24 protein-coding genes are annotated in these 25,850 nt (G+C 70.9%); 5 read left to right on the top strand and 19 right to left on the bottom strand.

The annotated features are described in order from the left end of the window. Position 1: 1 nt before the first annotated feature. The 5 genes from IEQ44_RS02105 to IEQ44_RS02085 form a co-directional block, all read right to left on the bottom strand. Positions 2–892, bottom strand: coding sequence for an ABC transporter permease (locus IEQ44_RS02105; RefSeq protein WP_193636788.1), 891 nt, complete (start codon positions 890–892; stop codon positions 2–4). Further along, entirely contained in the window at positions 889–2,967 is a 2,079-nt protein-coding gene (locus IEQ44_RS02100; RefSeq protein ID WP_193636787.1) for a glycosyltransferase, read from the bottom strand. The genes IEQ44_RS02105 and IEQ44_RS02100 overlap by 4 nt, the downstream gene beginning before the upstream one ends. After that, positions 2,964–4,169 carry a UDP-galactopyranose mutase gene (gene glf, locus IEQ44_RS02095; RefSeq protein ID WP_193636786.1) on the bottom strand — a complete coding sequence of 402 codons (1,206 nt, stop codon included), beginning with the start codon at positions 4,167–4,169 and terminating at the stop codon, positions 2,964–2,966. Before glf ends, IEQ44_RS02100 begins: the two co-directional genes overlap by 4 nt. A 61-nt stretch (positions 4,170–4,230) precedes the next feature. Further along, on the bottom strand, positions 4,231–5,142 hold the full coding sequence (locus tag IEQ44_RS02090) for a glycosyltransferase family 2 protein (protein WP_193636785.1): 912 nt from the start codon (positions 5,140–5,142) through the stop codon (positions 4,231–4,233). After that, on the bottom strand, positions 5,139–6,074 hold the full coding sequence (locus tag IEQ44_RS02085; RefSeq protein ID WP_319804438.1) for a glycosyltransferase: 936 nt from the start codon (positions 6,072–6,074) through the stop codon (positions 5,139–5,141). Before IEQ44_RS02085 ends, IEQ44_RS02090 begins: the two co-directional genes overlap by 4 nt. Before the next feature lie 73 nt (positions 6,075–6,147). Here IEQ44_RS02085 and IEQ44_RS02080 point away from each other — a divergent pair, with 73 nt between their 5' ends. After that, a complete protein-coding gene (locus IEQ44_RS02080) occupies positions 6,148–6,912 on the top strand; it encodes a siderophore-interacting protein (protein WP_193636783.1) in 765 nt (254 codons plus the stop codon). Between the two features lie 4 nt (positions 6,913–6,916). Here the strand turns inward: IEQ44_RS02080 and IEQ44_RS02075 are convergent, their stop codons facing one another. Next, complete coding sequence (locus IEQ44_RS02075; protein WP_193636782.1) at positions 6,917–8,356, bottom strand: LCP family protein; 1,440 nt, start codon at positions 8,354–8,356, stop codon at positions 6,917–6,919. Between the two features lie 128 nt (positions 8,357–8,484). Between IEQ44_RS02075 and IEQ44_RS02070 the strand changes: the two genes are divergently transcribed. Beyond that, a complete protein-coding gene (locus tag IEQ44_RS02070) occupies positions 8,485–9,690 on the top strand; it encodes an LCP family protein (RefSeq protein WP_193636781.1) in 1,206 nt (401 codons plus the stop codon). 39 nt (positions 9,691–9,729) lie between these two features. Here IEQ44_RS02070 and IEQ44_RS02065 read toward each other — a convergent pair whose 3' ends face one another. The 9 genes from IEQ44_RS02065 to IEQ44_RS02025 all read right to left on the bottom strand — a co-directional run bounded on the left by IEQ44_RS02065 (position 9,730) and on the right by IEQ44_RS02025 (position 20,502). Next, a complete protein-coding gene (locus IEQ44_RS02065; protein WP_193636780.1) occupies positions 9,730–10,950 on the bottom strand; it encodes a Dyp-type peroxidase in 1,221 nt (406 codons plus the stop codon). Between the two features lie 13 nt (positions 10,951–10,963). Further along, entirely contained in the window at positions 10,964–11,548 is a 585-nt protein-coding gene (locus tag IEQ44_RS02060; protein ID WP_193636779.1) for a copper chaperone PCu(A)C, read from the bottom strand. Between the two features lie 83 nt (positions 11,549–11,631). Beyond that, the gene (locus tag IEQ44_RS02055; protein WP_193636778.1) at positions 11,632–12,369 is read right to left on the bottom strand and encodes a hypothetical protein; all 738 of its coding nucleotides are present in this window, start codon (positions 12,367–12,369) and stop codon (positions 11,632–11,634) included. A 21-nt stretch (positions 12,370–12,390) separates the two neighbouring features. Next, positions 12,391–13,401: a hemolysin family protein gene (locus IEQ44_RS02050; protein ID WP_193636777.1), complete on the bottom strand. Its 1,011-nt coding sequence runs from the start codon at positions 13,399–13,401 to the stop codon at positions 12,391–12,393. After that, positions 13,401–14,888, bottom strand: a complete 1,488-nt coding sequence (locus IEQ44_RS02045; RefSeq protein WP_193636776.1) for a hemolysin family protein — start codon at positions 14,886–14,888, stop codon at positions 13,401–13,403. Before IEQ44_RS02045 ends, IEQ44_RS02050 begins: the two co-directional genes overlap by 1 nt. A 251-nt stretch (positions 14,889–15,139) precedes the next feature. Then, positions 15,140–16,099, bottom strand: a complete 960-nt coding sequence (locus tag IEQ44_RS02040; RefSeq protein WP_193636775.1) for an energy-coupling factor transporter transmembrane component T family protein — start codon at positions 16,097–16,099, stop codon at positions 15,140–15,142. Next, the gene (locus IEQ44_RS02035; protein ID WP_193637028.1) at positions 16,099–17,853 is read right to left on the bottom strand and encodes an ABC transporter ATP-binding protein; all 1,755 of its coding nucleotides are present in this window, start codon (positions 17,851–17,853) and stop codon (positions 16,099–16,101) included. The genes IEQ44_RS02040 and IEQ44_RS02035 overlap by 1 nt, the downstream gene beginning before the upstream one ends. A 26-nt stretch (positions 17,854–17,879) precedes the next feature. Beyond that, complete coding sequence (locus IEQ44_RS02030; protein WP_193636774.1) at positions 17,880–18,794, bottom strand: DUF8171 family membrane protein; 915 nt, start codon at positions 18,792–18,794, stop codon at positions 17,880–17,882. A 34-nt stretch (positions 18,795–18,828) separates the two neighbouring features. After that, the gene (locus IEQ44_RS02025; protein WP_193636773.1) at positions 18,829–20,502 is read right to left on the bottom strand and encodes an HAD family hydrolase; all 1,674 of its coding nucleotides are present in this window, start codon (positions 20,500–20,502) and stop codon (positions 18,829–18,831) included. 141 nt (positions 20,503–20,643) lie between these two features. On the opposite strand from IEQ44_RS02025, the gene IEQ44_RS02020 reads away from it, so the two are divergent. Next, complete coding sequence (locus IEQ44_RS02020; protein ID WP_193636772.1) at positions 20,644–21,657, top strand: LacI family DNA-binding transcriptional regulator; 1,014 nt, start codon at positions 20,644–20,646, stop codon at positions 21,655–21,657. 36 nt (positions 21,658–21,693) lie between these two features. On the opposite strand, the gene IEQ44_RS02015 is transcribed toward IEQ44_RS02020, so the two are convergent. Continuing rightward, positions 21,694–22,467 (bottom strand): inositol monophosphatase family protein, encoded by a 774-nt coding sequence (locus IEQ44_RS02015; RefSeq protein ID WP_319804437.1) that lies wholly within the window; start codon positions 22,465–22,467, stop codon positions 21,694–21,696. A 75-nt stretch (positions 22,468–22,542) separates the two neighbouring features. On the opposite strand from IEQ44_RS02015, the gene IEQ44_RS02010 reads away from it, so the two are divergent. Next, positions 22,543–22,959, top strand: coding sequence for a CoA-binding protein (locus IEQ44_RS02010; RefSeq protein WP_193636771.1), 417 nt, complete (start codon positions 22,543–22,545; stop codon positions 22,957–22,959). Beyond that, on the top strand, positions 22,956–23,744 hold the full coding sequence (locus tag IEQ44_RS02005) for an alpha/beta fold hydrolase (protein WP_193636770.1): 789 nt from the start codon (positions 22,956–22,958) through the stop codon (positions 23,742–23,744). Before IEQ44_RS02010 ends, IEQ44_RS02005 begins: the two co-directional genes overlap by 4 nt. 36 nt (positions 23,745–23,780) lie before the next feature. Here IEQ44_RS02005 and purE read toward each other — a convergent pair whose 3' ends face one another. From purE to IEQ44_RS01990, 3 genes are read right to left on the bottom strand one after another with little or no spacing between them, the layout of a single operon-like run. Beyond that, positions 23,781–24,323, bottom strand: coding sequence for a 5-(carboxyamino)imidazole ribonucleotide mutase (gene purE, locus IEQ44_RS02000; RefSeq protein ID WP_319804436.1), 543 nt, complete (start codon positions 24,321–24,323; stop codon positions 23,781–23,783). Beyond that, positions 24,316–25,476, bottom strand: coding sequence for a 5-(carboxyamino)imidazole ribonucleotide synthase (locus tag IEQ44_RS01995; protein ID WP_319804435.1), 1,161 nt, complete (start codon positions 25,474–25,476; stop codon positions 24,316–24,318). The genes purE and IEQ44_RS01995 overlap by 8 nt, the downstream gene beginning before the upstream one ends. Positions 25,477–25,511: 35 nt before the next feature. Further along, complete coding sequence (locus tag IEQ44_RS01990) at positions 25,512–25,811, bottom strand: winged helix-turn-helix domain-containing protein (protein ID WP_193636769.1); 300 nt, start codon at positions 25,809–25,811, stop codon at positions 25,512–25,514. Positions 25,812–25,850 lie beyond the last annotated feature (39 nt).

The following is a 25,850-nucleotide window of genomic DNA, read 5'->3' as shown; positions in this document are numbered from 1 at the left end:
CTCAGAGCCTCTCCGCCACACGCTTCTCGAAGGTGGCGAACCACCACTGGGCCACACCGAGGAAGGCCAGGCTCGCCACGAGCATGATGCCGCCGCGCGCCCACAGGTCGGCCGGGAAGTGGGTGTCGATCAGGTGCTGGGGATCGTCGTGCGTGCCCACCCAGAAGCAACGCTGCATCAGCAGGACCGCCTCGGCCACCGGGTTGAGCAGGTAGAACTGCGAGCCCGTCTCACCGAACCGGTCGGCGACCATCGTGTAGGGGTAGATCATCGGCACGCTGAAGGTCGTGAACTGCGTCAGGGTGCCCACGACCTTGCCGAAGTCGCGCATGAAGACGTTGAGGACGCTGAAGAACAGGGCCAGCGCCAGTGCCAACGGGATGAGGATCGCGAAGGCCAGCAGCCCGGCCCCGACTCCCACGAGGTCCGGTCGCCATCCGAGCGCCAGGCAACCGACCAGCAGGATCACCAGCATCGGCCCGGTGTGCCACAGCGAGACCATCATCCGCGAGACCGGGAAGAGCTCCTTGGGCATCGGCAGCTTGCCGATGAGGCTCCGGTTGCGCACCAACGAGGCGGTGCCGCCGTTGAAGGTCTCGGTGAAGAAGTGGACCAGGATCATGCCGCAGAAGAGGTGGATGGCGAAGTTCGGCACGGCGTCGCCACCACGCCCGATGGCCACCTCGAAGACGAAGTAGAACATCGCGAAGCGCATGGCCGGCTGGAGGTAGCTCCAGGTCCATCCCAGCGCGGTGCCCTGGTAGCGCGACTTGATGGTGTTGCGCACCAGCATCCGCAGCAGGTAGCGCTTGCGGAAGACCTCGAGGAGCCCCGTGCTCGCCGCCGGAGGAGCCAGCGGCGGGAGCTCCGCCGACGCCGACCCCTGACTCATGCCCCGGCCGTCGTGACGTCGTCGCGCTCGTCCCCGGAGGTCATCCAGGGCTCGAAGGTCTGCTCCCACGTCTCGGGCGAGGTGATCTCCGGCAGGGCCGCGCGGTACTGCTGGGCGAGCTCGTCCCACTCGGCCACGAGGCGGCGGTGGATCTCGACCGTGCGCGTCATCAGCTCCTTGAAGCGTCGCGGGTCGCGGCGGTAGAAGGCCGCACCGGTGCCGTCCGGCATCGAGACGAGCGCGGAGTCGTAGCGACCGATGAGGTGCCAGCGGGCGTCCATCGCCTTGATCTCCGCCTCGGGGTGCTCCCGGGCGTCGGTCCGCGGGCCCCGCAGCTGACGCAGCGGCTGCAGGAGCGCCTGGAGGGTGGCCGCACGACCGGAGATCACCGGACCGGGCTGCTTGCCCTTGCGCGGCAGCTTGTGCCGCTTGACCTCGGGCAGCTCGGCCGGGTCGGCGATGATCGTGGCGTCGTCGCTGCCCGCGACCAAGGTCTTCAGCTCCGGGAGGGTGGAGCCCAGCACGCCGTGCAGGGCGTGGGGCCCGGCCAGCACGTCCTCGAGCGCCTTGTGCCGCAGCTCGACGGTGGAGTACTGCATGGAGACGAGGTGCTTCACCTGGTGGTTGAAGCTCTCACGCAGCAGGCGCCCGCCACGGGGGTACTTCGAGTGCAGCAGCGCTGCGATCATCCGGTTGCGGACGTGGAAGTAGGACTGCCAGTCGAGCGCGTCGTTCTTGTCGGTCCACGGCACGTGCCACACGGCCGCGCCGGGCAGGGAGACCGTCGGGTAGCCGGCGGCCTTGGCGCGCAGGCCGAACTCGGAGTCGTCCCACTTGATGAAGACCGGCAGGGACAGACCCACCTCACGCAGCACCTGGACGGGGATCAGGCACATGAACCACCCGTTGTAGTCCACGTCGACGCGCGCGTGCAGCCACCGGGTGGAGCGCAGGTTGCGCTCGGCGAAGTCCCAGGCCGGAGTGACCCCGGGAGCCGAGCCCCACCAGAAGGAGTACGGCTCGATCGTCTCGCCGAAGCTGTGCAGCTGGGTCTTCTGGTAGATGCTGAACATGTGCCCGCCCACGATCGTGGGTCGGCGGCACAGGTCGCCGAAGGTGGCGGCGCGGACCAGGCCCTCGGTCTCGCACTCGACGTCGTCGTCGAGCATGAGCACGTAGTCGGAGCGGCCCGACTTCAGGGCCTCGTACTGGGCCCGGGCGAACCCACCCGAGCCACCGATGTTGCCCTGCTCGATGATCCGCAGACGGTCACCCAGGGACTCGCGCGCCTCGGGGAAGTACTCCGAGTCGACGACCTTGTCCTTGCCCTGCTCCATGACGACGACCTCGTCGACGACACCCTCGAGCGCCGGGTCCTGGCCGAGCTGGGTGAGCAGCTTGGCGCAGAAGTCCTGTCGGTTCATCGTGGTGATGCCGACCGTGACGGTGCCCTTCGGCGCGTCCTCAGGAGCCACCTCGGCGGTCCACTCCGCACCCTGCACCACCACGTCTCCCTCGGCGGAGACGACGTCGTACCAGTACCACCCTCCGTCCACGAAGGGCTTGAGCGGAAGGTCGAAGGAGAACTCGCCCGAGGCGCCCTCGACAGTGGCCGAGTCGACGCGCTGCGAGCGGCCGTTGGCCATGGAGCGGTAGACGATGACGGTGCCGCCGGTGCCCTCGAGGTGCACGGTGAGGCGCACGGTGTCGACGATCGTGTGACGGCGCCAGTAGGACGCCGGGAAGGCGTTGAAGTAGGTGCCGAAGGAGACGGTCTCACCGGCCTCGATGCGGAAGCCGGTGCGCGAGACGATCTGGTCGGGGTGGATCGCCGAGATGCCCTTGGTGGCGTTCTGGATGCGCGTGGCGATCGCGTTGGCCTCGTGCGCGGCGCGGGAGTGGCCGATGTCGTACTTGTCGGCGTCCAGCTGGGCCGGGTCGGGGTCGACGTAGAGCTTGATGACGTCGGTGTCGCGCTCGACGGGCAGGATCTGGCGCATCAGCAGGACACGGACGTTGCCGGCCTCCTGGATGCTCTCCGCGGCCTCGTGGACCTGCGTGTGGGTGACGGTCATTCGTCCACTCCCCCGCTCTTCAGCGCCGCGCCCTCGGCGAAGTGCGGGCGCAGCTTGTTGTCGTACATGGAGAGGGCCGCGCCGATCGCCATGTGCATGTCCAGGTACTTGTAGGTGCCGAGGCGGCCACCGAAGAGGGTCATCGGCTCCTGCTTCGCGAGCTCGCGGTACTTCAGCAGCTTGGCGCGGTCCTCGGCGGTGTTGATCGGGTAGTACGGCTCGTCGCCCTCCTCGGCGAAGCGGCTGTACTCGTGCACCACGATGGTCTTGCCGGCCAGGTGCTTGCGCTCGGGGTGCAGGTGCTTGAACTCCAGCACCCGGGTGAACGGGACGTCCTGGTCGTTGGCGTTGACCACGCCGGTGCCCTGGTAGTCGTCGACGTCGAGCGTCTCCTGCTCCAGGTCGATGGTGCGCCACGACAGGCGGCCCTCGGAGTTGCCGAAGTACTCGTCGACGGGTCCGGTGTAGACGATCGGGACCTTGCCCTTGTAGTCGTCCACGACGTCGAAGAAGTCGGTGTCGAGCTGCACGGTGATGTTCGGGTGGTCGGCCATCCGGGTCAGCCAGGCGGTGTAGCCGTCGACCGGTAGGCCCTCCCAGGTGTCGTTGAAGTAGCGGTTGTCGAACGTGTAGCGGACCGGGAGGCGCGTGATGATGTCAGCGCTGAGCTCCTTGGGGTCGGTCTGCCACTGCTTGGCGGTGTAGCCCTTGACGAAGGCCTCGTAGAGGGGCCGACCGATCAGGGAGATCGCCTTCTCCTCGAGGTTGGTGGCGTCGGCGGTGGCGATCTCGCTGGCCTGCTCGGCGATCAGCGCGCGCGCCTCGTCGGGGGTGTGCGACTTGCCGAAGAACTGGTTGATCAGACCCAGGTTCATCGGGAAGGAGTAGACCTGCCCCTGGTACTTCGCGAAGACCCGGTGCTGGTAGTTCGTGAACTCGGTGAACCGGTTCACGTACTCCCAGACCCGCTTGTTGGAGGTGTGGAAGAGGTGCGTGCCGTACTTGTGCACCTCGATCCCCGTCTCCTCGTCGAACTCCGAGTAGGCGTTGCCCCCGATGTGCGAGCGACGCTCCAGGACGAGCACCTTCAGGTCCAGGTCGGTGGCGCAGCGCTCGGCGACGGTGAGACCGAAGAAGCCGGAGCCGACGACCACCAGGTCTGGCAGGTCCCGGGGCTCACTCGACGGTGCGGACTCGGACAAGACGTGCTCCTCACGAAGTTCTTCAGGGCAGGCCAGCGCGCAAGGCACGGGCAGCCGAAGTCTAGCGGCGTGGCTGGACGGTTCCGGGAACCGTACGCATCCCCCACGCGTCCCTCATGGCCCGGGTCACGTTCGAGGCCTCGGCACGACCACCGCGCAGCGGACTGAGGACCACCACGGCCAGGGCGATCAGCCACGGCTTGAGGCGCACCAGCACGTTCTCCCCGTAGCGCAGGTGCACCACGAAGAGGTTGCGGTACATGTAGTAGCCCTTCCAGCCCGACAGGTCGTGCTGCTGGTTGAAGTCGAGCTGGCGCACCAGCACCGCGTCGCGCAGGGCCCAGATCGTGCGGCCCGAACGGCGCGCGCGCACGGCGAAGTCGACGTCGTCGTAGAAGATGAAGAACGTCGGGTCGGGCAGACCCACGTCGTCGATCACGCTGCGCCGGGTCATGAACCCCTCGAACGCCACGTTCTCCACCGCGACGCGCTCGGGCATCTCGGCGCGACTGGCGTACGTCGTGTCCACGCTCGCCGTCTTCGGGCGCACGGCGAGGGGGTTGGCGAGGTCGAAGGTGATGGCCGCCTTCTCCACCAACGCACCGGAGAGGTCCTCGCGCACGACCATCAGGCAGTCCTCGTCGGCCGCCATCAGCACCGCCAGGCAGTCCGGGGCCGGGACCACGTCGTCGTCGACCAGCCAGATGCGGTCGTACCCCTGCTCGTAGGCGGTGCGGGTGCCGAGGTGGAAGCCACCCGCGCCACCCAGGTTGTCGGGTGAGCTGATGACGTGCAGCGGCAGGTCGTCACGCCCGGCCAGCACCTCGGCGGTGTGGTCGGTGCTGGCGTTGTCGACGACCACGACGAGGTCGGGGCGATGGGTCTGCGCCGCCAGCCCGTCGAGCATCCGGACCAGCAGGTCGGCGCGGTTGTAGGTCACCACCACCACGGCGACGCTCTCGTGGGCCGTCATGCGAGGAACCTCCGGTGTCCGGTGAAGTCGCCACGCAGGCCGGCGACGAAGGCGGAGAAGCTGAGCCGCAAGCGTCCGAGGTCGCGGCGGGTGACCAGGTAGAACCACACGGTCTTGGCGACGAAGGCCAGGGCATGGAGCGGACCGCGGTACTCCCTGAGGTTGAGGAGGTTGTTGCGGGCCATGCAGTAGTGCTTGAGGTCGCTGGGGCTGTGGTTGTAGGTCATCCGGCCGCCCAGCATGGGGGTGCCGAGGTCACCGACCGACGGGTGGCGCACGGTGGCGTCGACCACGGTGGCGATCCGGGCCCCGGCGCGCTCGGCGCGCAGCCGGTACTCGTGGTCGTCGCCCCAGATGAAGAGCTCGGCACGCACCGATCCGATCCGCTGCACCAGCTCTCGGGTCACCAGGACCCCGTTGAAGGGGATCACCACGTCGCGGATCAGCCCGTCGACGGCCGCCGCGCGCACCGCCGCCATGTCGTGGACGACCGTGGCGCGGCCGGGCAACCGGATCGGGAAGACCAGGCGGTCGGGGCGCTCGGCGTCGACCACCGCCGGACCCCAGAAGTCGAGGGCGCCGTCGTGCACCAGCAACCGCTCCAGGCAGTCGAGGTCGGGCATGCCGTCGTCATCCATCAACCAGACGAGGTCCGCCCCCAGCTCCACGGCCGCGTCGAGCCCCTCGCGGAAGCCGCCGGCGCCGCCGCGGTTCTCGGGCAGCAGGCGGGGGCGTACGGGAGTGCCGGGGGTGGCGGCGACCTCGGCGAGCCACGCGCCGGTGCCGTCGGAGGAGTCGTTGTCGACCACCACGACCTCGTCGACCTGCGGCACCTCCCGCAACCTCGCGACGAGCCGCCGGAGCAGCTCGAGCCGGTTGAAGGTCACCACCGCCGCGACGATGCGAGGACGCTCGGGGCCGGGTGGTGTCACGCAGGGCAGCCTAGCTGCGCTCGGCCGGCACACCGGAGTCGGCAGGCGCGCGCCGGCGCGGCACCATGGACCCATGACCACCTCCGCCGGTCCCAGGGCCAGAGCTGCCCGCCCCACGACGACGCTCACGGTCACCGGGCGCGAGCAGCTGACCCCGCACCTGGTGCGCGTGCGCTTCAGCGGCGACCTCGCGGCCTTCGCGCAGAGCGCGTGCACCGACCGCTACGTGAAGCTGGAGCTCGGCGACGTGCTGCGCACCTACACGGTGCGTGAGCTCGACCTCGACGCCCAGACGCTGGCCATCGACTTCGTCGTGCACGGCGACGACGGTGTCGCCGGGGTCTGGGCGACCCGCGCGGAGCCCGGCGAGGTGCTCGTGGCGCGCGGGCCGGGCGGCGCCTACTCCCCCGATCCCGAGGCCGACTGGCACCTGCTCGCCGGCGACGAGTCCGCCCTGCCGGCCGTCGCCGCCGCCCTCGAGGCCCTCGTGGCAGCCGACCCCGACGCCGTCGCGCGGGTGGTCGTGGAAGTCTCCGGCCCCGACGACGTCCTGCCCCTGCCCCAGGGGCCACGGATGGAGGTCTCCTGGGCGCTGCGGGCCGAGGGCGGCTCGCTGGACGAGGCGGTCCGGGCCGTCGAGTGGCTGCCGGGTCGGGTCCACGTCTTCGTCCACGGGGAGGCCGGTGCGGTCATGCACGGCATCCGTCCCTACGTCCTGAAGGAGCGTGGGGTGCCCCGTGCGGACGCCTCCATCTCCGGCTACTGGCGCCGGGGGCGCAGCGAGGAGGGCTTCCGGGAGTGGAAGGCCGAGCTGAGCCGCGCGGAGGGCGCCGGCTGAGGCGTCAGCAGGCGGCGGCGACGTCGTCGGTGTCGTTGGCCACGTAGCCGGTCGACAGGCTGCCCTTCGACCCACCGGTCACCGAGCCGCCGCCCTTCTTGCGTCCGTCGGGCTTCTTGGCGGGCGGGTTCTCCGACCGCTCGATGGCGGTGGCCACGGCTGCCCGGGCCACGTCGATGTCGGGGGCGGCGGTGTTCAGCAGCGGGGGGACCAGGGAGACGCTGGACATCTTCTGCTCCTTGGCCTTCAGCGCCAAGGAGATGAACCGGTCGAACTCGCTGCCGGGCATGTTGGTGGTGAGCATGGCGGACCCGGCCTCCATGATCTCGCGCAGGTTGAGCACCGCCTCGGCCGGGTTGACCTGGGAGACCATCGCGCTCATCACGCACTTCTGCCGCGCCATCCGCGAGTAGTCGTCCGAGCCGTGGCGGGCGCGGGCGAACCAGAGCGCGTCCTCACCGTCGAGGGTGCGTACGCCCGGCTCGATGTGGTGGAAGTAGGACTCGTGGGGCAGCCCCACCGGGATCCGGTCGCGCACGTGGAGCTCCACGCCGCCGAAGGCGTCGACGAGCTGGCGGAAGCCTCGCATGTCGACCAGCGCCCAGTAGCCGACCTCCAGGCCGGTGATGCCCTCGACCGCGGAGACGGTGGCGGCCATGCCGACGTCCTTGCGCCGCTTGAAGAGCTCGGGGTGGTCGTGGGCCCAGGTGCTGACTCCGTTGAGCATGCAGCCGTCGCAGTCGAACCCGTCGGGGAACTGCTCGGCCATCACCGAGCCCTCGGCGAAGGGGAAGTTGCTCATGTTGCGCGGCAGGCCGATGAGCACGGTGCGACCGGTCTCGGCGTCGATGCTGGCGACCATCAGCGAGTCGGGACGCAGACCGGTGCGACCGGCGCCGGCGTCGCCACCGGCGAGCAGCACGTTGTAGCGACCGTCGCTGGCCCCGGCCACGTCGCCGTCGCCGGCGACGGCGATCCAGAAGGAACGCTGCACGTTGACGACGTGGGCCCCGAACAGCAGCGAGCCGACCACGACGACACACAGCGCACCGTTGATCCCGACCAGGGAGAGCCGGTGGTTGCGCAGCAGCGACAGGGGCCGACCCAGCCTCCACGCGTCGACGAAGAGCACGCCCCAGCCGATCGCCACCACGATCATCACCAGGCGCAGCACCCCCAGCACCAGCGGGCTGGTGCCGGCGGTCAACCCCAGGGCTGGCCACAGCCAGGTCAGCAGGAGCGTCACCAGGCCGACGGCCACCAGGACGCCCCAGACGCGCAGCGCGACGCGGCCCAGCCGTCTGTCACCCGCCACCAGCTGGGCCGACCCCGGCAGCACCAGGGTCATGAGCAGCAGCGTGACCGCCCGCCGGAAGCGGACCCGGGCGGCGCGGTCCTCCACGCCGAGGGGCGCGAGGGGTGGGGGTGGTGCGATCGACGACATCGGGGCTCTCTGCTGTGGGGAAGGAACAGCCGCGGCGGACTGTGCCCTCAGTATCACCAGTCACACCGGCCACAGGGCCGCAGCGGTTCCGGCGTGTCTGCGCCCCACGCCGGGGTAGTTTCGTCGCCATGGCAACACGACGTCCCGGCGCAGGTGGCCCCGAGGAGGGCTCCCCGGAGTACCGCTGGCTCTACGGCGAGGGCAGCGGCTCCGACCAGACCTCCCAGGCTCCCCGGGCCGACGAGACCCGGGTGATGCGCACCTCCCCCAGCGGGCGAACGACACCCCCCGCGACCCAGCGGCCCAGCGAGCGACCTGTCCCTCCCGCTGCGCCGCCAGCCGCCCCGGACCGACCGGGTCGGGGTCGCCGGGGTGGCCGCGGAGGCGGCGGGCGACGGGTCTGGCGGGTGGTCAAGGTCCTGCTGCTGCTGTGGCTCGTCTTCCTCGTCGCGGTGCCCGTCCTGGCCTGGCGGGAGGTCAGCAAGGTCGAGGCGTTCGGCGAGGACCGCCTCGGGTCCCAGCCCGGCACCACCTACCTGCTGGTCGGCAGCGACTCCCGTGAGGGGCTCACCAAGGCCGAGCGGCGCCGGCTGGGCACCGGCAACGCCGGCGGGCGGCGTACGGACACCATCATGCTCCTGCAGGACGGCTCGGGACCCAACGTCCTGACCTCGATCCCGCGGGACTCCCTGGTCGACATCCCCGGCCGTGGACGCAACAAGATCAACGCAGCGTACGCCTGGGGTGGCGCGCCCCTGCTCGTCGAGACGGTCGAGAAGAACACCGGCGTCCAGGTCGACCACTACGTCGAGATCGGTTTCGGCGGCTTCGTCGGGATGGTCGACGCGGTGGGCGGCATCGAGATCTGCCCGAAGGCCGCCATGAAGGACCCGCAGGCCAAGCTCGACATCGAGGCCGGCTGCCAGGAGGCCGACGGCCCCACGGCGCTGGGCTACGCCCGCTCCCGCAAGACCTACAAGCAGCTCGGTGACGTCGACCGGGCCCGGGCCCAGCGCGAGGTCGTCTCCGCCGTCGGCCGCGAGGCCCTCTCCCCCTGGACGCTGCTCAACCCGAAGCGCTACTACGACGTGGCGATGGCCAGCGCCACCTCTTTCAGCGTCAGCGAGGGCAGCAGCCCCTTCTCGATGGCGCGCTTCGCCTGGGCGATGACCCGCCTCGACGGCGACTCCGGCATGACCTGCGGCGTGCCGATCCGCGACCTCGCGGTGACCTGGGACCCGGAGCGGTCGAAGACCTACTTCGCCCACCTGAAGGCCGACGACACCGAGAACCTGCCCAAGGAGCTCTGCACCCCCTCCGGCCTACCGGAGTGATCCTCCCCGGCCACCCTCGTGGCGTCACGAGGGCCGGGGTCAGGTGAGGAGTCGCTGGCCCAGCCACTCGCCCTCGGCGAAGCCGGGCAGCACGGCGAACTCGGCAGAGCCGACCGCGGTGGTCCACTCGTTGAGCTCGTCGGCCTGGTCGAGGGTGCGCTGGATCGGCACGAACTGGTCGCCCAGGTCGGCCTGGTAGCTCAGGAAGAGCAGCCCGACCTCCGTGCGTCCGTCGTGGAAGTGCTCGTAGTTCGCGCCCTTGCGGAAGATCCGCCGACCGCCGTTGGTCGAGGGGTGGGAGCGGCGTACGTGGGAGTTCTCGGCGATCAGGAACCTGCGGCCCTCCCGGGCCCCCAGGTCGACATCGTCGAGCTCTCCCCCGCCGGTCAACGGCGCCCCGCGCTCGAGGTCGCGGCCCACGGAACGCTCCTGCTCGCTGCGCGTGAGCTCGTCCCAGGTGCGCAGGTCCATCCGGATCCGGCGCACGACCAATGACGTGCCGCCCGCCCAGGCACCGTCGCGCACCCAGACGGTCTGGTCGAAGAGGTCGGTGCCGGGCCGCGGGTTGGCCGACCCGTCCACCTGGCCGAAGAGGTTGCGGCCGGTCTGCGGGCGCCCCTGCGGGTCGTGGGGCTGCCACGACCCGCCCTGACGCCACCGCAGCGTGGCGAACGGTGCGGCGTCGGCGACCAGCCGGCGTACGGCGTGGCCCACTGTCGTGCCGTCGCGTCCGGCGACCACGACCACCAGGTCGCCGCCGCTCCACTCCTTCTCCAGCCGGTCGTGGCGCATGGCCGGCACCCGGCCGAAGCCGCGAGGGGCCTCCAGCCGCCACTGCCCCTCGAAGAGCCGTGGCCCGAGGCCCACGGTCACGGTGAGGTCGTTGTGCGCCGCGGCCAGCCAGGGGGCGGTGTCACCGGGCGTCCCCTGGCCGGCGGTGAGGGCCTCGACGTCCGTGGTCCACACCCGCATCAGACGGGCCAGCGCCTCGGTGTCGCCGGCGCGGTGCAGCGCCGGCAGCACGTCGAGCGTGACGACCTCCGTGACAGGCGTCGGGTGGGCCGCCACCCCGGGCTGGTGGTCGCCCCACGCCGGGATCTCCTCGCCCCGACGCCCCGGACCGGGGGTGCGCAGGGCGTCCGAACCGTCCGGGTCGTCCAGGGCGCGGGCGCCGGCGACGCCGGCACCCGCTCCCAGTGCGGTGCCGGCCGCGGCCGTGCCGAGGTAGCCGAGGAAGCCTCGACGGCCGAGGTCCGCCATCGTTGCTCTCCCCTCAGTGCTCGTGGTCGCCGGTGCCGGGCGCGTGGTAGTGCTCGTCCTCCTCGGTGAAGGCCTTCACCGGGGCGTTCACCTCGAGGGTCGACCCGTCGGCGAGCTCGAGCACGAGGTCGACCTCCGCGCCGGCGGGGAGCTCCTCGGTCAGGCCCATCAGCATCACGTGCATGCCGCCGGGCTGGAGCAGCTGGCCCTTGCCGGCCGCCAGGACGATGCCACCGTCGATCTCCCGCATCACCGAGGCACCGTCGACCATGGCCATCTCGTGGAGCTCGACCTTCTTCGCGACGTCGCTGGAGGCGCCGGTGACGGTGAGCTCCTCGTCACCGGTGTTGTCGAGCACCATGAAGGCACCGGTCATGGAGGTGTCCTCGGCGCCGTCGGTGCTGCGGACCCACGGGTCCTCGACGGTGAGCGACTCCGCCGACGCGGCGGCGGGGGTGGCGCTGGGGTCGGCCCCGGGTGCGTCGGTCTCATTCCCGCAGGCGGCCAGGGTGGCGGCGAGCAGGAGGGCGGCGATGCTCGCGGCGACGCGCGGGCGTCGACGGGTGGAGCGGGGGTGGATGGGCGTACGCAGGTTCATGGGTGTCCTCGCTGGAAGAAGGTGGTCGGGGCGGGCACGACGGCCCACCGGGACGCGGGTCCCGGGGTGGTGGCCTGACCGGATCAGGCGACGAGGACGAACGGGGGTCCGCGGTGCTTCTCGGTGCGGCGGTCGAGCAGGGCGGGGCGCAGCACCGGGAGCAGGGGGCTGCCGAGCAGACCGGCGCGCAGCGCCACCCCACGTCGTACGCCCCGGGCCACCGCCGTCTGCGTCAGCGCGCGCGTGCGCACCAGGGCCCGGGCCACGGCCAGGGCGAGCAGGCTCCACAGGGCCGACTCCCCGACGGCCAGGAAGAGACCCAGGGCGACGGCTCCGCCCAGGTGGGCCAGCACCATCGCCGGCCCCTGGGCAGTGAGGTGCTCGACCTGGTGGGCCAGCCAGTCGCTGCGCGTCGGGCCGGCGAGCGTGGAGGCCGCCACCGACTCGTAGTGGTCGAAGAAGCGACTGGGCCGGGCGTCCCCCGTGGGCATGTCCGGCAGCGGCGTCGGCGCCGGGGAGGCGTCGCCCCGGTGACCCGCCAACGACGACAGGGCACCGTGCACGAACGTCTGCCCGGCCACCACGAGCAGGACCAGACGCACGGCGGTGGCGCGCACCCGCAGGAAGAACGCGGCGACGGCGACGCAGACGGCCAGGAGCGCAGCCAAAGCCACGGGACCGGGCAGATGACCCTGCCCCAGCACGTGGGACACGGTGCCGGTGGCCATCGCGACGGCACCGAGCACGCCGGCCCGCCCCCACACCGGCACGCGGGCGGAGGCCACGGCGCCGGCAGTGCCGGGACGGACGGGGCTGGCCACGGGCATGATGCTACTGCTGCCTCAGACCGGCTGCTCGGAGAGCGGGAAGAGGCCCTTGAGCAGGTCGGCCATGGTGACCACCCCCACCGCGTCACCCTCCTCGGTGACCAGCACCAGGTGCGAACTGGCGCGGCGCATGTGACCCAACGCGTCGTAGACCTTCATGCCCGCGTCGAGCCGTTCGACGGGCCGCAGGAACGAGGTCACCAGGTCGTCGGGCGCGGCACTCAGGGTGTCGCGGACGTGAACCATGCCGTGGATCCGGCTGCTGTCGCCCACGAGGATCCGCAGGTGGCTGGAGCGCAGCGAGGTCGACTGGGCATCGGCGACGCTCGCCTCGAGCGGCACCACGGTGACCCGCCCGCGACGCACGATGTCGCCCAGGGTGAGCCGGTCGAGCTCCAGGGCGCGGGTCAGCTGCGAGGAGTAGGTCTCGTCGAGCGACCCGACCTCCGCGGAGTGCTTGACCAGCACCCTCAGCGCGTCGGGGTTCTGCCCCGCCTCGATGTCGTCGGTCGCCTCGACCCCGACCCGCTGCAGGCACCAGTTGGCAGCGCCGTTGAGCCAGCGCAGCACGGGGCGGAAGACCCACATGAAGGCCCGCATCGGCAGCGCCAGCACGGTGGCCGACGTCTCCGGGTGGGCGATGGCCCACGACTTCGGCGCCATCTCCCCCACCACCAGGTGGAGGAAGGTGACGATGATGAGCGCGAGCACGAAGCCTGCGCCGTCAGCCAGCCAGGCAGCGATGCCCCAGCCCTCGAAGAGCGGGGTCAACCAGTGGTGGACCGCCGGCTTGGTGATCGCACCGAGAGCCAAGGTGCAGACGGTGATGCCGAGCTGAGACCCGGCGAGCAGCAGGGTGAGCTCGCCGGAGCTGCGCAGCGCGGCGCGGGCCGAGCGGCTGTCGGCCGCCTTCTCCTCGAGCCGGTTGCGGCGCGCGGAAATGAGGGCAAACTCGACGGCCACGAAGAAGGCCGAGAGGCCGATGATCAGCACGGTGGCGACGGCCACCACCCACGGGTTCTCCATCACGACCTCCCCTCGTCGGTGGTGGGGGCCGGGTCTGCGACAGGGCTCGGCGGGGACAGGGCCGTGCCCCGCGCCGGGGTGTCGAGGGAGAGGGCCTCTTCGATCTCCGCGACCTGGTCGGCGGGGCGCTCGTAGCGCTCGCCGTCCTCGTCGAGCAGGGTGAGCCGGATCCGGCCGGGCACGTGGCCGTCGAGCTCCAGGACCTCCAGGCTGACCTGGCGGATGCCCGGGTCTTCCCCGGGCAGGCGGCCGAGGTCCTCACCGAGGTCGATCTCGACCGTCGTGCCGACCTCGGGAAGGCGACCGTGCAGGGCGATGAAGAGGCCGGCAAGAGTCTCGTAGTCACCGTCGGGCAGGTCGCGGTCCATGGCGCGCTGCACCTCGTCGACGGGCGTGGAGCCCGCCACGATCCAGGTGCCGTCGGCGGCGGCGACGGCCTGGACCTCGGCCACGTCGCTGTCGTGCTCGTCGGTGATCTCGCCGACCAGCTCCTCGGCCAGGTCCTCGATGGTGACCACGCCGGCGAAGCCGCCGTACTCGTCGAGGACGCAGGCCATCTGCTGCTTGGTGAGCGCGAACTCCTGCACGGCCTCGGGCAGCTTCATCAGGGTCGGCACCAGGAGGGCCGGGCGCGCCAGGTCGGTGGCGGTCAGGGTCTCGTCGCGAGCCGTCATCACGTCGATGAGGTCGACGATGCCAACGACCTGGTCCTCGTCGTCGATGACCGGGTAGCGCGAGTGGCCCCCACTCATCTCCGAGCGGATCTCCGCGAGCGTGGTGTCGGGGTCGAAGTGGCCGACGTGCACCCGCGGGATCATCGCGTGGTCGACCGTCTCGTCGGGGAAGTCGAGGATCCGGTCGAGCAGCAGCGAGAGCGCCGGGCTGAGGTCGCCGGAGTCGCGGGAGCGCTCCACGATCGCCTCGAGGTCGCGCGGGGTCGCGGAGTGCTCGACGTCGTGCACCGGCTCGATCCCGAGCATCTTGAGCAGGAGGTTCGAGGACTGGTCGAAGATCCAGATCAGCCAGCCGAAGAGCTTGAGGTAGACCTGCGTCGACCGGGCGAGCCAGCGGGCGACGGGCTCGGGACGGGCGATGGCGAGGTTCTTCGGGAAGAGCTCACCGAAGACCATCTGCACACCCGTGGAGAGGGCGAGCGCCAGCACCGTCCCGACACCGACGCCGACGGCGGTCGGCACGCCGACCCCTCCGAGCATCGTGCCGAGGGCCTGGCCGACGAGCGGCTCGGCGACGTAACCGACGAGCAGGCCGGTGACGGTGATGCCGAGCTGGGCGCCCGAGAGCATGAAGGAGGTGCGCTGGGTGACGCCGAGTGCGCGCTGCGCCGTGCTGTCACCGGCGGCAGCCGCTGCACCCAGACGGGAGCGGTCCACCGCCATGTAGGCGAACTCCTGCGCCACGAAGTAGGCCGTGAGGGCCGTGATCGCGAGGATCACCACGATGCCCAGGAGGAGGGAGAGGACCGTCATCGGATCCCTCCCGGCTGAAGGTCGCCCGCGCCTCTCGTCACGACACCGCGGTGCGGTCCGGGAGGTTCGGGCTCGGGACTATGGGAAGGTTCCATCTCTCGTCTCTGTCGGGCTGGTGGTCAACTGTTGACCACAACGAGCACAGAATACGGGTCGTTCCCGACCGGGACGTAAACCGCGGCGGCGCAATCGACCGCGAGTCCACACGCGGTCCAGCGGCAAAGGGCTTGTGACCGACCGAGCCCCACGCCTCAGCTTCCGGGGGGCTGTCCGCCGGTCTCGAGCACTCCGCCGGCCCAGAACGCGCCCACCACCAGGCCCATCGTGGCGACCAGCAGCAGGGCGTCAGCGTGCGTGAAGCGCAGTGCGGAGAGGCGGAGGGCGCGGCCCGCCGGGTTGGCGCCCCCGGTGAGGGTGAATCCCCTGGTCTCCAGCGCCTCGACGGTGGTGCGGGTGCGCTTGGCCGTGTTGAGGAAGAGCGGGTAGAACGACTGCACCGCGACGATCCCGATCCGACGGGCCGTCCGCCACCCCAGGAAACCGTGCCCCGCCGGCGGGGCCCCACGCAGCCGGTGACCGTCGATGATCGTCTGGAACTCGTCGATGAGCAGCGGGATCATCCGGTAGGCGTACGAGACACCGAACCCGATGACGGCCGGCGCACGGAGGGCAGCCAGGCCGTCGGAGAGCTTCTCCGGGTCGAGGGAGACGAAGGCCGCCATGCTCGCCAAGGAGATGATGCCGAGCTTGAGCGAGACCTCGACCAGTCCCTCGATCGCAGCGGTGTTGCCTCCGAAGACGACGATCATCACCCCCAGATAGAGGATCTGCCCCAGCAAGCCGAAGAGGAAGAGGCCGAGCAGCAGGGGCCCGATTCGCGCAGCGAGGGCGCTGGCCAGGGCAAGGCCGGCCAGGATCATCAGCGTCGGCTTCGAGTAGGTGAGCCACGGGGCGACCGCCAAGATGACGTACCAGCCCAGCACCGCACGCGGGTCGCGACGGGCGAGGAAGCCGCCACGGGTTGCGTACGCCACCCGCATCAACTCGACCTTCACCCATTCCACCGAGGCGCGGTCGCGGCCCTTGCGGTGTCGTTCGGGTTTGACACCGGAGCCGGTGCCAGAACCGGACGGATCGGTGCTCGTGCCGGACGTACCGACCCCTGGGTCGACAGTGTCGTGGGGGTCGAACGCCTGGGCGGTGACGGTCATCAGATCTCCTCAGGAATGAGTCGGCCCACGAGTTCGGGCACGCTCAGGGGCACGGGCGAGAGGCCCAGCGCCTCCCCGAGCTGGGCCACCTGGGGCGGAACGAGCCGGGCCTGCTGCAACACCTCGGCGTCGGCGAACAGCGTGGCTGGGTCGGTGTCGGCGATGACGGCGCCCCGGTCGAGCACGATCACCCGGTCGGCCCACTCGGCCACCAGGTGCATGTCGTGGGTGGCCACCACCGTGCACCGGATGTGCTCGGAGAGTGCGGTGAGCAACGCGATCACGTCGTCGCGCGAGCGCAGGTCGAGCGAGGAGGTCGGCTCGTCGAGGAGCAGGAGCCGCGGTCGCATCGCCAGCGCGACGGCCAGCGTCGCTCGGCGCTGCTGGCCACCCGACAGCATGCGACCGTCACGGTCCTGCAGGTCGGTGAGCTTCATCCGCTCCAGCACCTGGTCGACGATCTCGTCGGTGTCGGGCACGGAGCGGCCGGCCGGGAACATGGCGATGTCGCCTCGGATCGAGTCCTGCAGGAACATCTCATCGGGCCGCTGCACCAGATAGCAGACCCGGTTGGCCAGCTCGGCGGCCGTCACGGACCGAGTGTCGTGGCCGTCGACCACGACGGTGCCCGCCTGCGGCACGGCGAGTCCGGCCATGACCGACAGCAGCGTCGACTTGCCCGCGCCGTTGGTGCCGACCAGAGCCACGCGTTCACCGTCGCGGAGGTCGAGGGAGAGGCCGTCGATGACCTTGGACCGTCCTCCCGACACGCTGATGTAGCCATGGGTGACGGAGTCGAGCGAGGCAATGCTCGGGCGAACGCCCGTCACCTCCGGGACCGCTGGCGTCGAGGTCGTCGCTGGTCGCACGGGATGATCACGGAGCATCTCGGCCGCCGACTCAACCGTGAGCGGCACCTGCCGCTCCCCACGGGCCACCTCCGGCACCAACGCTCGCGCCGCTGCGACGACTTGGGGAGCCGGAATGTCCGCCGCCTCGAGATCCTCGGTGCGCGACAGGGCCTCGGACACGGGCAGGTGCCATCTGACCAGCCCGTCAGCCATCAGGACGACGGATTTGGCGTACCGGGCGACCAGTTCGGCATGGTGCTCGATCACGACGACGGTGATGCCGTGCTCGGTGTTGAGCTGGCGCAGGTGCTCGTAGATCGCGGTGGCCCGGCGGGGATCCACCTCGGCGGCCGGCTCGTCCACCACCAGGATCCCCGGAGCCAGGGCCAACGCCCCCGCCAGCGCCGTCAGGTGCTGCTGGCCTCCGGACAGCTGCCAGGTGTAGTGCTGGGCCAGATGGGTGATCCCCAGGACGTCGAGCGCCTCGTCGGCGCGTCGCTCCCAGTCGGCCAGACCGAAGTTGATCGGGGCGAACGCGACGTCGTCACGCACCCGCGGGCGGACCAACTGGTTGCCGAAGTCCTGGAAGACGTAGCCGACCTGGTTGGCGATCTCGCCCACCGTGCGGTGGGCGGTGGGCTCCCCGACGATGCGGACCGTGCCAGAGATGTCACCGTTCCAGAAGTGCGGAATCAGACCGTTGAAGGTCTTGCACAAGGTGGTCTTGCCCGAACCGTTGCCGCCGACCACGGCCACGAAGTCGCCCTGGGTGATCGTCAGGTCCACTCCGCGCAACGCATCGACTTCGGCTCCCGGGTAGCGGAAGCGGAGGTTGCGGATCTCGACGGCGGGCAGATCCGTGACACCCAGATCGGTGGAACCCGGCTCCGTGGACGGCCTCACGGGGGCCGTGCTCGGCGCGCTCACGGTCAGTCCCGCACTCTGGTGCGACCGGCGAGTGCCTTGATGACGATGAAGGCACCGAAGCCGACGGCAGCCGCCACGAGGATCGCGATCCACAGGTAGAAGTCACCGAACTGGTCGATGTAGTCGGGCTCGAAGGCACCAAAGGTGCCGATGCCCTCACGGCCGACGAACTCCTCCCACTGGGCGAACATCGTGATGGCGCCAGCGACGACGAAGACGAGCGCACCGACGATCCAGATGCTCACCCCACCGGGGCCCTCCATCTTCGGCGGGTTCTGCGGGTCGCGCGGGCGCAGGCCCATGATCGGCTCGAGCTTGCCGTGGAGGCGGGGCGCCAGCCACATGGCCGGGACAGCACCGAAGAGGATGCCCGACAGGATCACCGTGATGACGATGTCGGCGCCCTCGACGAAGATCAGCGTCGAGTAGAGGCCGTCGGCCTCCTCCAGGGTCTCGGGGTCGACACCGACGACGACCTTGAGGATGTCGACGACGCCGCCCAGCACCTTGTCGACCAGCACCATCACGACCGGCGCGAGGGCGAGCTGCTTGAGGTTCTTGGGGTTGCGCACGAGGGTGCCGGCCACGAAGATCGCCAGGGCCGTCTGGAGGAAGCCCTCGAGTTCACCGAAGCCACCGAAATCGCCCAGGAGCATGTCGGAGAAGACCAGCTCACCCAGTGGCGCTCCGAGAGCGACCCAGAAGGGGTTGAGCAGCGCGGCCAGGACGACCGCAATGAACGCGAAGTAGGAGACGCCGAGCTCGAACGGCCCGGCTTGGAACTCAGGGATGATCTGGCAGACCAGGTCCCCGACGCCGTAGAGCGTCATGGAGAGGACGAGGATCATCAGCTTCTGCGACCCGGAGAGCTGGTCACCGCCGGTGAGGCGGCTCCGGAAGTCGTTGGAGGTGTCCACGGACATGGTGGGGGGTGCCTTTCGGGTTGGTGGTTCAGGGGCGGAGGTTGAGGACGTCGATGAGTTCGTCCATCTCGGCGACGACGAGGTCGGGGTGTTCCGGTGAACCGGGATCGGCCAGCAGGGCGTCGATCCGGGCGTCCGCGGTCGAACCACCACGGACGATGACGGCCGTACCGACTCCCCCACCGCGGGCCGAGACGACGTCGTTCTCGGGCTTGTCGCCGACGAAGACGGCGCGGGCAGGGTCCACGCCGAGCGCGCGGCAGGCGGTGGTGGCGACGACGGCGTCGGGCTTGCGGCGCCCGAGCTCGTCGGAGTAGACACCGGCCGCGACCAGGTGGCCGATGCCGTGACCGGCGAGCTTCTCGCGCACGCTCCGTCCACTCACGGTGTTGGAGACGATGCCGATCGGTACACCGGCCGCGGCGGCGGCCTCGCACAGCTCCTTCACGCCGGGGCGCAGGACCGAGATCGACTTGACCCGCGCCCAGGCGATGGAGAGGGCGTACGCCTCCGCGCGCAACCAGGCGCGTACGCCCCGCGCGTCGCCGTCAACACGCTCCTCGACGTGCGGTCCGGCGAGGTCGACCCAGAAGGTGGTGGGGTCGATCTCGAGCACGGTGCCGGCCTCGGCCTCGTCACGGCGGTCCTGCTTCCACTTCTTGTGGGCCGCGATGGTCTCGGCGACCACGTCCTCGGCGTCCTGGTCAGCGAGTTGCCATCCGGCGCGCCTCAGCCCGGCCGCCAGGTCGTGGGCGAAGCCGGTCCGACCGACCGTGTCCTTGGTCGAGGACGAGATCACGCCGCCGTGGTCGAGGAGAATGGCGCCGGGCAGGTGGTCAGGGGGCTCCGCGCGGATGGCGTCGGGGTGCTGGGGATCGGAGCGCTGGGGATCGGAGCGCTGGGGGTCGGCGAACGTGCCGGGCTCGGTGGCCCGCAGCAGGTCGACCAGTCCCTCCGGGGTGTCGAGGACGGCGTCGGGCACGTCGGTGACGGGGAAGGGCACCCGGTCGGTGGAGTGGTGCCGGGTCAGCACCATGGCGGCGACGCCGGCACGGCGGCCGCAGACGACGTCCCGGTCGAAGGTGTCACCGACGTACCAGGTGCGAGGCGCGGTCGTGCCGAGGGCGTTGGCGGCCAGCTCGATCATTGCGGGGTTGGGCTTCCGGATCCCGACCTCGTCGGAATAGACCTGGACACCGAACCGCTCGGCGAGTCCGTGCTGCTCCATCAGGCGTCGATGGGCGCGACCGCTGTGCGCGTTGGAGACGATGCCGACGGGGATGCCGAGCTCGTCAGCCAGGTCGAGGAGGGCAGGAATCCCGGGGCGGACGGTGTGCTCGGCGGCGGCCAGACCGATCCACTCCTGGAGTTCACCGGCCTCACCCACGAGCACTTCACGGGCCGAGGGAGGCAGCGGGGAGGCGTAGAAGTCTCGCCAGATCTCCCGGTGGTCCAGCTCGCGGGGGTGCAGGCGGCGGCTGGAGGAGTTCTTCCAGTCCTTGAGCGCTGTCTTGCCGCCCCGGAGCATCTCCTCGAGCTCATGGGTGGGGACGAGGTGGCCGGCGCGCGCCAGGAGGTGGGCAACGTGCTGGGCGAACTCGGCCATCGCCTCGGGGCGCTTGCGGGTCTGGAAGACGACGCCGCCGAAGTCCAGGAGGAGGGCCTCGGGGCGAGTCGTCAGCGAAGAAGAGGGGGATGTCACGCGCTGCACGCTAGGAACGCAAGTGAAGGCCCCGGGTGGGTTTGGGCTTCCGGCAAGTGAACGACAGGCAATCATCTGGAACGTTCCAGTCCGAGCGGCGATCCCGACCTGATTCATGGCCTGCGGGTGTAGAACAGTCGCGTGACCGCCCTCTCCGACCCCACGGCGTCCCGTCGCCCGACCATCCTCGACGTCGCCCGTCACGCCGGCACCTCGAAGTCGGCCGTCTCGTTGGCGTTGCGGGACGACCCGGGGGTCTCGGCCGAGACCCGACGACGGATCCTGGCCGCGGCCGAGGAGATCGGTTACCGCCCGCACGTCCTGGCTCGAGCGATGCGCGAACGTCGCACGATGCGTCTGGGCGTCGTGCTGACCAGCCTCGACAACCCGTACCACACCGAGGTCGTCGCGGCTGTCGAGGAGTCGGCGGAGACGGCCGGCTTCTCCGTGCTCCTGGGTCACGGCAACCGTGCCAGCGGGCAGCTGGCCGAACGGATCAACGCGATGCTCGACCTCCGCCTCGACGGCATCGTGGTGGTCTCCTCGTGGGCCGAGCCGGCCATGGTGCAGGCAGCCAGCCTCCGCGCGCCGGTGGTGATGATCGGGCGTTCCCTGGAACCGGTCACCGGCATCGACTCGGTGATCAGCGACGACGAGGCCGGCGCGGCGCTGGCCGTCGACCACCTGGTGGCCGGCGGGCACTCACGGATCGTGCACGTCTCATCCTCGACCCGACCCGCCGGCCTGGCACGACGCCGTGGTTATGAGGCCGCGATGCGCCGCCACGGACTCGCCGAACACGTCCGGGTGCTGGCGCGTACACCCTCGGACAGCTCGCTGGGCGAACTGGACGACCTGCTCGCCCAGGGATACGACGCGGCGTTCGCACGCAACGACGTCGAGGCCTCCGACGTGCTCGACCACGCCTGGGATCGCGGTCTCGCCGTGCCGGCAGATCTGGCGGTGGTCGGCTACGACGACTCGATGCTGGCACGGCGCGGACGCCCGCGCCTCACCAGCGTCCACCAGCCACGTGCCGCGATGGGCGCTCGAGCCGTGGCCCTGCTGATCGAGCGGCTGGACGGTCGCACCGACGATCGCCACGAGGTGCTCCCACCGCACTTGGTCGTGCGCGGGAGCGCGCCAGCCCGCTGAGCGGTCGCGCGAGAGCCGCCCGCCGAGCGGGCCCACTCAAGCCTGCTGCAACAACCTGATCGCCCGACCCACGGCCGTCGCGGGACCGGCGAGGGACCAAGTGTGGCCCCGCACTGTCAGGTGGGCGGTGGTGCCCCCGACGCCCTCGACGAGGGCAAATCCGGGCATCCAGTCCCAGCGTTCGGCGTCGCGCTGACACCACAGGTCCAGCCGGCCGTCGGCCACCGCGGCCAGGTCCATCGAACCGGAACCTCCGGAACGCACGGCCTTCGCCCCGGACGCCACCGCGGCGAACGGCTCCTGCACATCCGCGTCGCTGAAGTAGTCGAGGTGCAGGTAGGTCGCCACGGAACAGTCCTCCAGGTCCCGGTCTCCCAGCCGGGGCAACTGGACACCGTTGCGCGTGGTGGGCAGGTCCCGCCCACCCACCCAGGTGTCGTCGCCCTCCGTGTGGTGGACCGCGCCGAGGAGCACCTCGTCGGCTTCCTGGAGCGCCAAGGCTGAACACCACCAGGGCAGGCCGTGCACGAAGTTGTACGTTCCGTCGACGGGATCGACGAACCAGGTGCGACCACTCGTGCCCTGTCGGGCGGCGTCCTCCTCCCCCACCACTCCGTCGGCGGGTCGGGCGCGGGAGAGCAGGTCGACGACCATCTGCTCCGCCGCCCGGTCAGCCGCCGTGACCAGGTCCCCGCGCGACGACTTCTGGGAACTCTCCACCCCGGACGCGAGCATCCGGCTGGCAAGGTCGCCGGCTCGCCTGACCAGGCTGCCGGCCAGGGTCGCGTCGTCGAGGGATTCATCCTGCACGCCCTGACGGTATCGCTAGCGAGGAGGGTCGCTGACCACGGCTGGCACACCGTTGTCGCGGGGTACGGTGAATCCATGGATTCCCGGTGGCAGGACCGCGACGACATCGACTTCATGCTCGACGACTGCGAGACGTGGGCGGTGGTGGGCCTCTCCAGCAACCGCGCCCGCACCGCGTACGAGATCGCCTCGCTGCTCCAGTCGCGCGGCAAGCGGATCGTCCCGGTCCACCCCAAGGCCGAGACCGTGCTGGGCGAGCAGGGCTACGCGACGTTGGCGGACATCCCCTTAGAGGTCGACGTCGTCGACGTCTTCGTGCGCTCCGAGCTGGCCGGCGCGGTCGCCGACGAGGCCGTCGCGATCGGCGCCAAGGGGGTCTGGTTCCAGCTCGGGGTCGTCGACCGTGAGGCCCACGAGCGGACCACGGCTGCCGGCGTCCGCATGGTGATGGACACCTGCCCGGCCATCGAGTGGCGCCGGCCGGGACGGTGAGGCGCCGGACCACCCGACGACTCTTCCTGGGTGAGCTGCTCGCGGTCCTGGTCGTCGTCGCCCTCCTGGTGGCATGGCTCGGCCCGCGGGTCAGCGACCGGCTCCGCGGTGACCGGGAGACCGCGGCCGACGCACCGCTGGGCGAGCAGTGCCACAACGTGCCGGACGGGGCCACGCGCGTCACCCTCACCGGTGCGGACGCCCGCGCCGTCGGGGGCGCCAGTGTCGGCGACCCCGGGGCCGCGACGGCCGTGGTGCTGCGCCACGGCGCCTCGCAGACCCTCTGTGACTGGCTCGGGTGGGCCGAGGAGCTGAGCGCTGCCACGGGCGTACGCGTGCTGCTCTTCGACCGTCGCGGTCAGGGGTCCACGCCGGGCGACGACGACCTCGCCGCCGAGCCCGACGACCTCGCCGCCGCCGTCGCACTGGCCCGCACCGACGGGGCGCAGGACGTGGTCCTCGTCGCGTCGTCGATGGGCAACCAGTCGGCGTGGGCAGCGGTGGACCGGGTCGGCGACGTCTGCGCGGTCGTCTCCATCTCGCCGGTCGTCCCGGTCTCGGCCGCGGAGGACGCCATCCGCCTGCCTCGGGCGGTCTGGGTGACCCACGAGGAGCAGGACGACACGATCGCCGCCACCGCGCAGGGACTGCTGGCAGCAGCCCGGGAGGCGGGAGCAACCACACACGATCTCGCGGTCGACACGGACGACCACTCGTTGGCGCTCGTGGAGAACCACGACGAGGTCGCCGACTTCGTCACCGAGGCCGTCGCCTCCTGCGCCTGAGCCGCGCCCGAAAAACCCTGCGCTCAGAACCTGCGGTCAGAACCCCAGCTTGGGGCGCGGGTCAGCGGCGGCCTCACGCACCGCGGCCCCCTTGGCGTGGGCGGCGTCGCGCAACGACGCCTGGAAGTCGACCACCTGCTGCGTCAGCTCCGGGTCACCGGCCGCCAGGATGCGCACGGCCAGCAGCCCGGCGTTGCGGGCGTTGCCGATCGAGACCGTCGCGACCGGGACGCCGGCCGGCATCTGCACGATGGAGAGCAGTGAGTCCATGCCGTCCAGGTAGCGCAACGGCACCGGCACGCCGATGACCGGCAGCGGCGTCAACGACGCCAGCATCCCGGGCAGGTGCGCCGCTCCCCCGGCTCCGGCGATGATCACCTCCAGACCGCGGGCGTGCGCCTCGCGGCCGTAGGCCACCATCTCCTCGGGCATCCGGTGCGCGGAGACGACGTCGGCCTCGTGACTGATGCCGAACTCACCCAACGCCTTGGCGGCCTCCTGCATCACCGGCCAGTCGGAGTCCGACCCCATCACGATCCCCACGCGGGGCTTCACGGCGTTCACGGCACTCTCACTCACTGTGGTCTCCCAGGTCTCCGCGCAGCCAGGCCGCCGCGTGGCGGGCCCGTTCCAGACAGTCGTCGAGGTCGTCGCCCCACACGTTGACGTGGCCGACCTTGCGTCCCGGTCGCCACTCCTTGCCGTACAGGTGCACCTTGAGGTGCGGGTCGCGCGCCATCACGTGGGGGAACCCGTCGTAGAGGCGACCGGGGTCGTGGGGCCCGCCCAGCACGTTGACCATGACGCTCCACCGAGCTCGCGGCGCCGGTGAGCCGAGCGGCAGGTCCATCACGGCCCGCAGGTGGTTCTCGAACTGTGAGGTGACGGCGCCGTCCTGCGTCCAGTGGCCGGTGTTGTGCGGGCGCATCGCCAGCTCGTTGACCAGCACCCGCCCGTCGGTGGTCTCGAAGAGCTCGACGGCCAGGATGCCGGTGACGTCGAGCTCCTTGGCGACCGTGAGCGCGATCTGCTGGGCGCGACCGGCCAGGTCGGGCTCGAGGTCAGGCGCGGGTGCGACGACCTCGGCGCAGACACCGTCGACCTGGAGGGTGGCCACCACCGGGTAGGCGGCGGCCTGCCCGCTAGGCGAGCGGGCCACGATCGCGGAGAGCTCGCGGCGGAAGTCGACGAGCTCCTCGGCCAGCACCTCCACACCGCTCTCGGCGGCCACCCGGAAGGCCTCGGCGGCGTCGTCGCGGGAGCGTACGACCCAGACACCCTTGCCGTCGTAGCCACCGCGCGTCGTCTTGAGCACGCAGGGGAAGCCGAACGCCTCGACGTCGCTGACGTCGGTGACCAGCGCGTTGCGCGGGCACGGCACGCCAATCTCCGCCAGCCGCGCCCGCATGACGCCCTTGTCCTGGGCGTGCACGAGCGCGTCGGGGCCGGGCCGGACGGCGACGCCGTCGGCGACGAGGGCGTGCAGGTGCTCGGTCGGCACGTGCTCGTGGTCGAAGGTGACCACCTCGCAACCGGCCGTGACCCGACGCAGCGCCTCGAGGTCGCGGTGGTCGCCCACCTGATGGTCCACGATCACCTGGGCGGCGGAGACACCCTCCGCCTCGGCGAGCAGGCGCAGCGGGAGCCCGAGCGCGATGGCCGGCTGGGCCATCATGCGCGCCAACTGGCCGCCGCCGATCACGGCGAGGGTGGGAGCGAGCGGGAGCGGCACGAGGAGAACCCTAACTGCCGCGCTCAGCCCTTCGCTCAGCCCTTCTCGAAACGCAGTCCGCGCCCGCGCACGGTGCTGATCAACGTCGGGCAGCGACCGTCGTCACCCAGCTTGCGACGCACCCACCCGACGTGCACGTCAATCGTCTTCGACGAGGTGTAGAACGTGGCTCCCCACACCTGGCGCATCAGCTCGTCGCGGGTGACCAGCTCCCCGGGCCGCCGGATGAGCGCGTGCAGCAGGTTGAACTCCATGCGGGAGAGCACGACCTCCTGCCCCGCGCGCCAGACCCGACGCGAGGCGGGGTCGACGACGACGTCCTGCACCTCGAGCATGATCCGAACGTAGGCATCTTCACCCTCGCCGTGGGGCGG

The sequence above is a fragment of the Nocardioides malaquae genome (genome assembly GCF_015070385.1).
Taxonomy (GTDB): Bacteria; Actinomycetota; Actinomycetes; order Propionibacteriales; family Nocardioidaceae; genus Nocardioides; species Nocardioides malaquae.
This window is presented reverse-complemented; position numbering and strand designations above follow the sequence as displayed.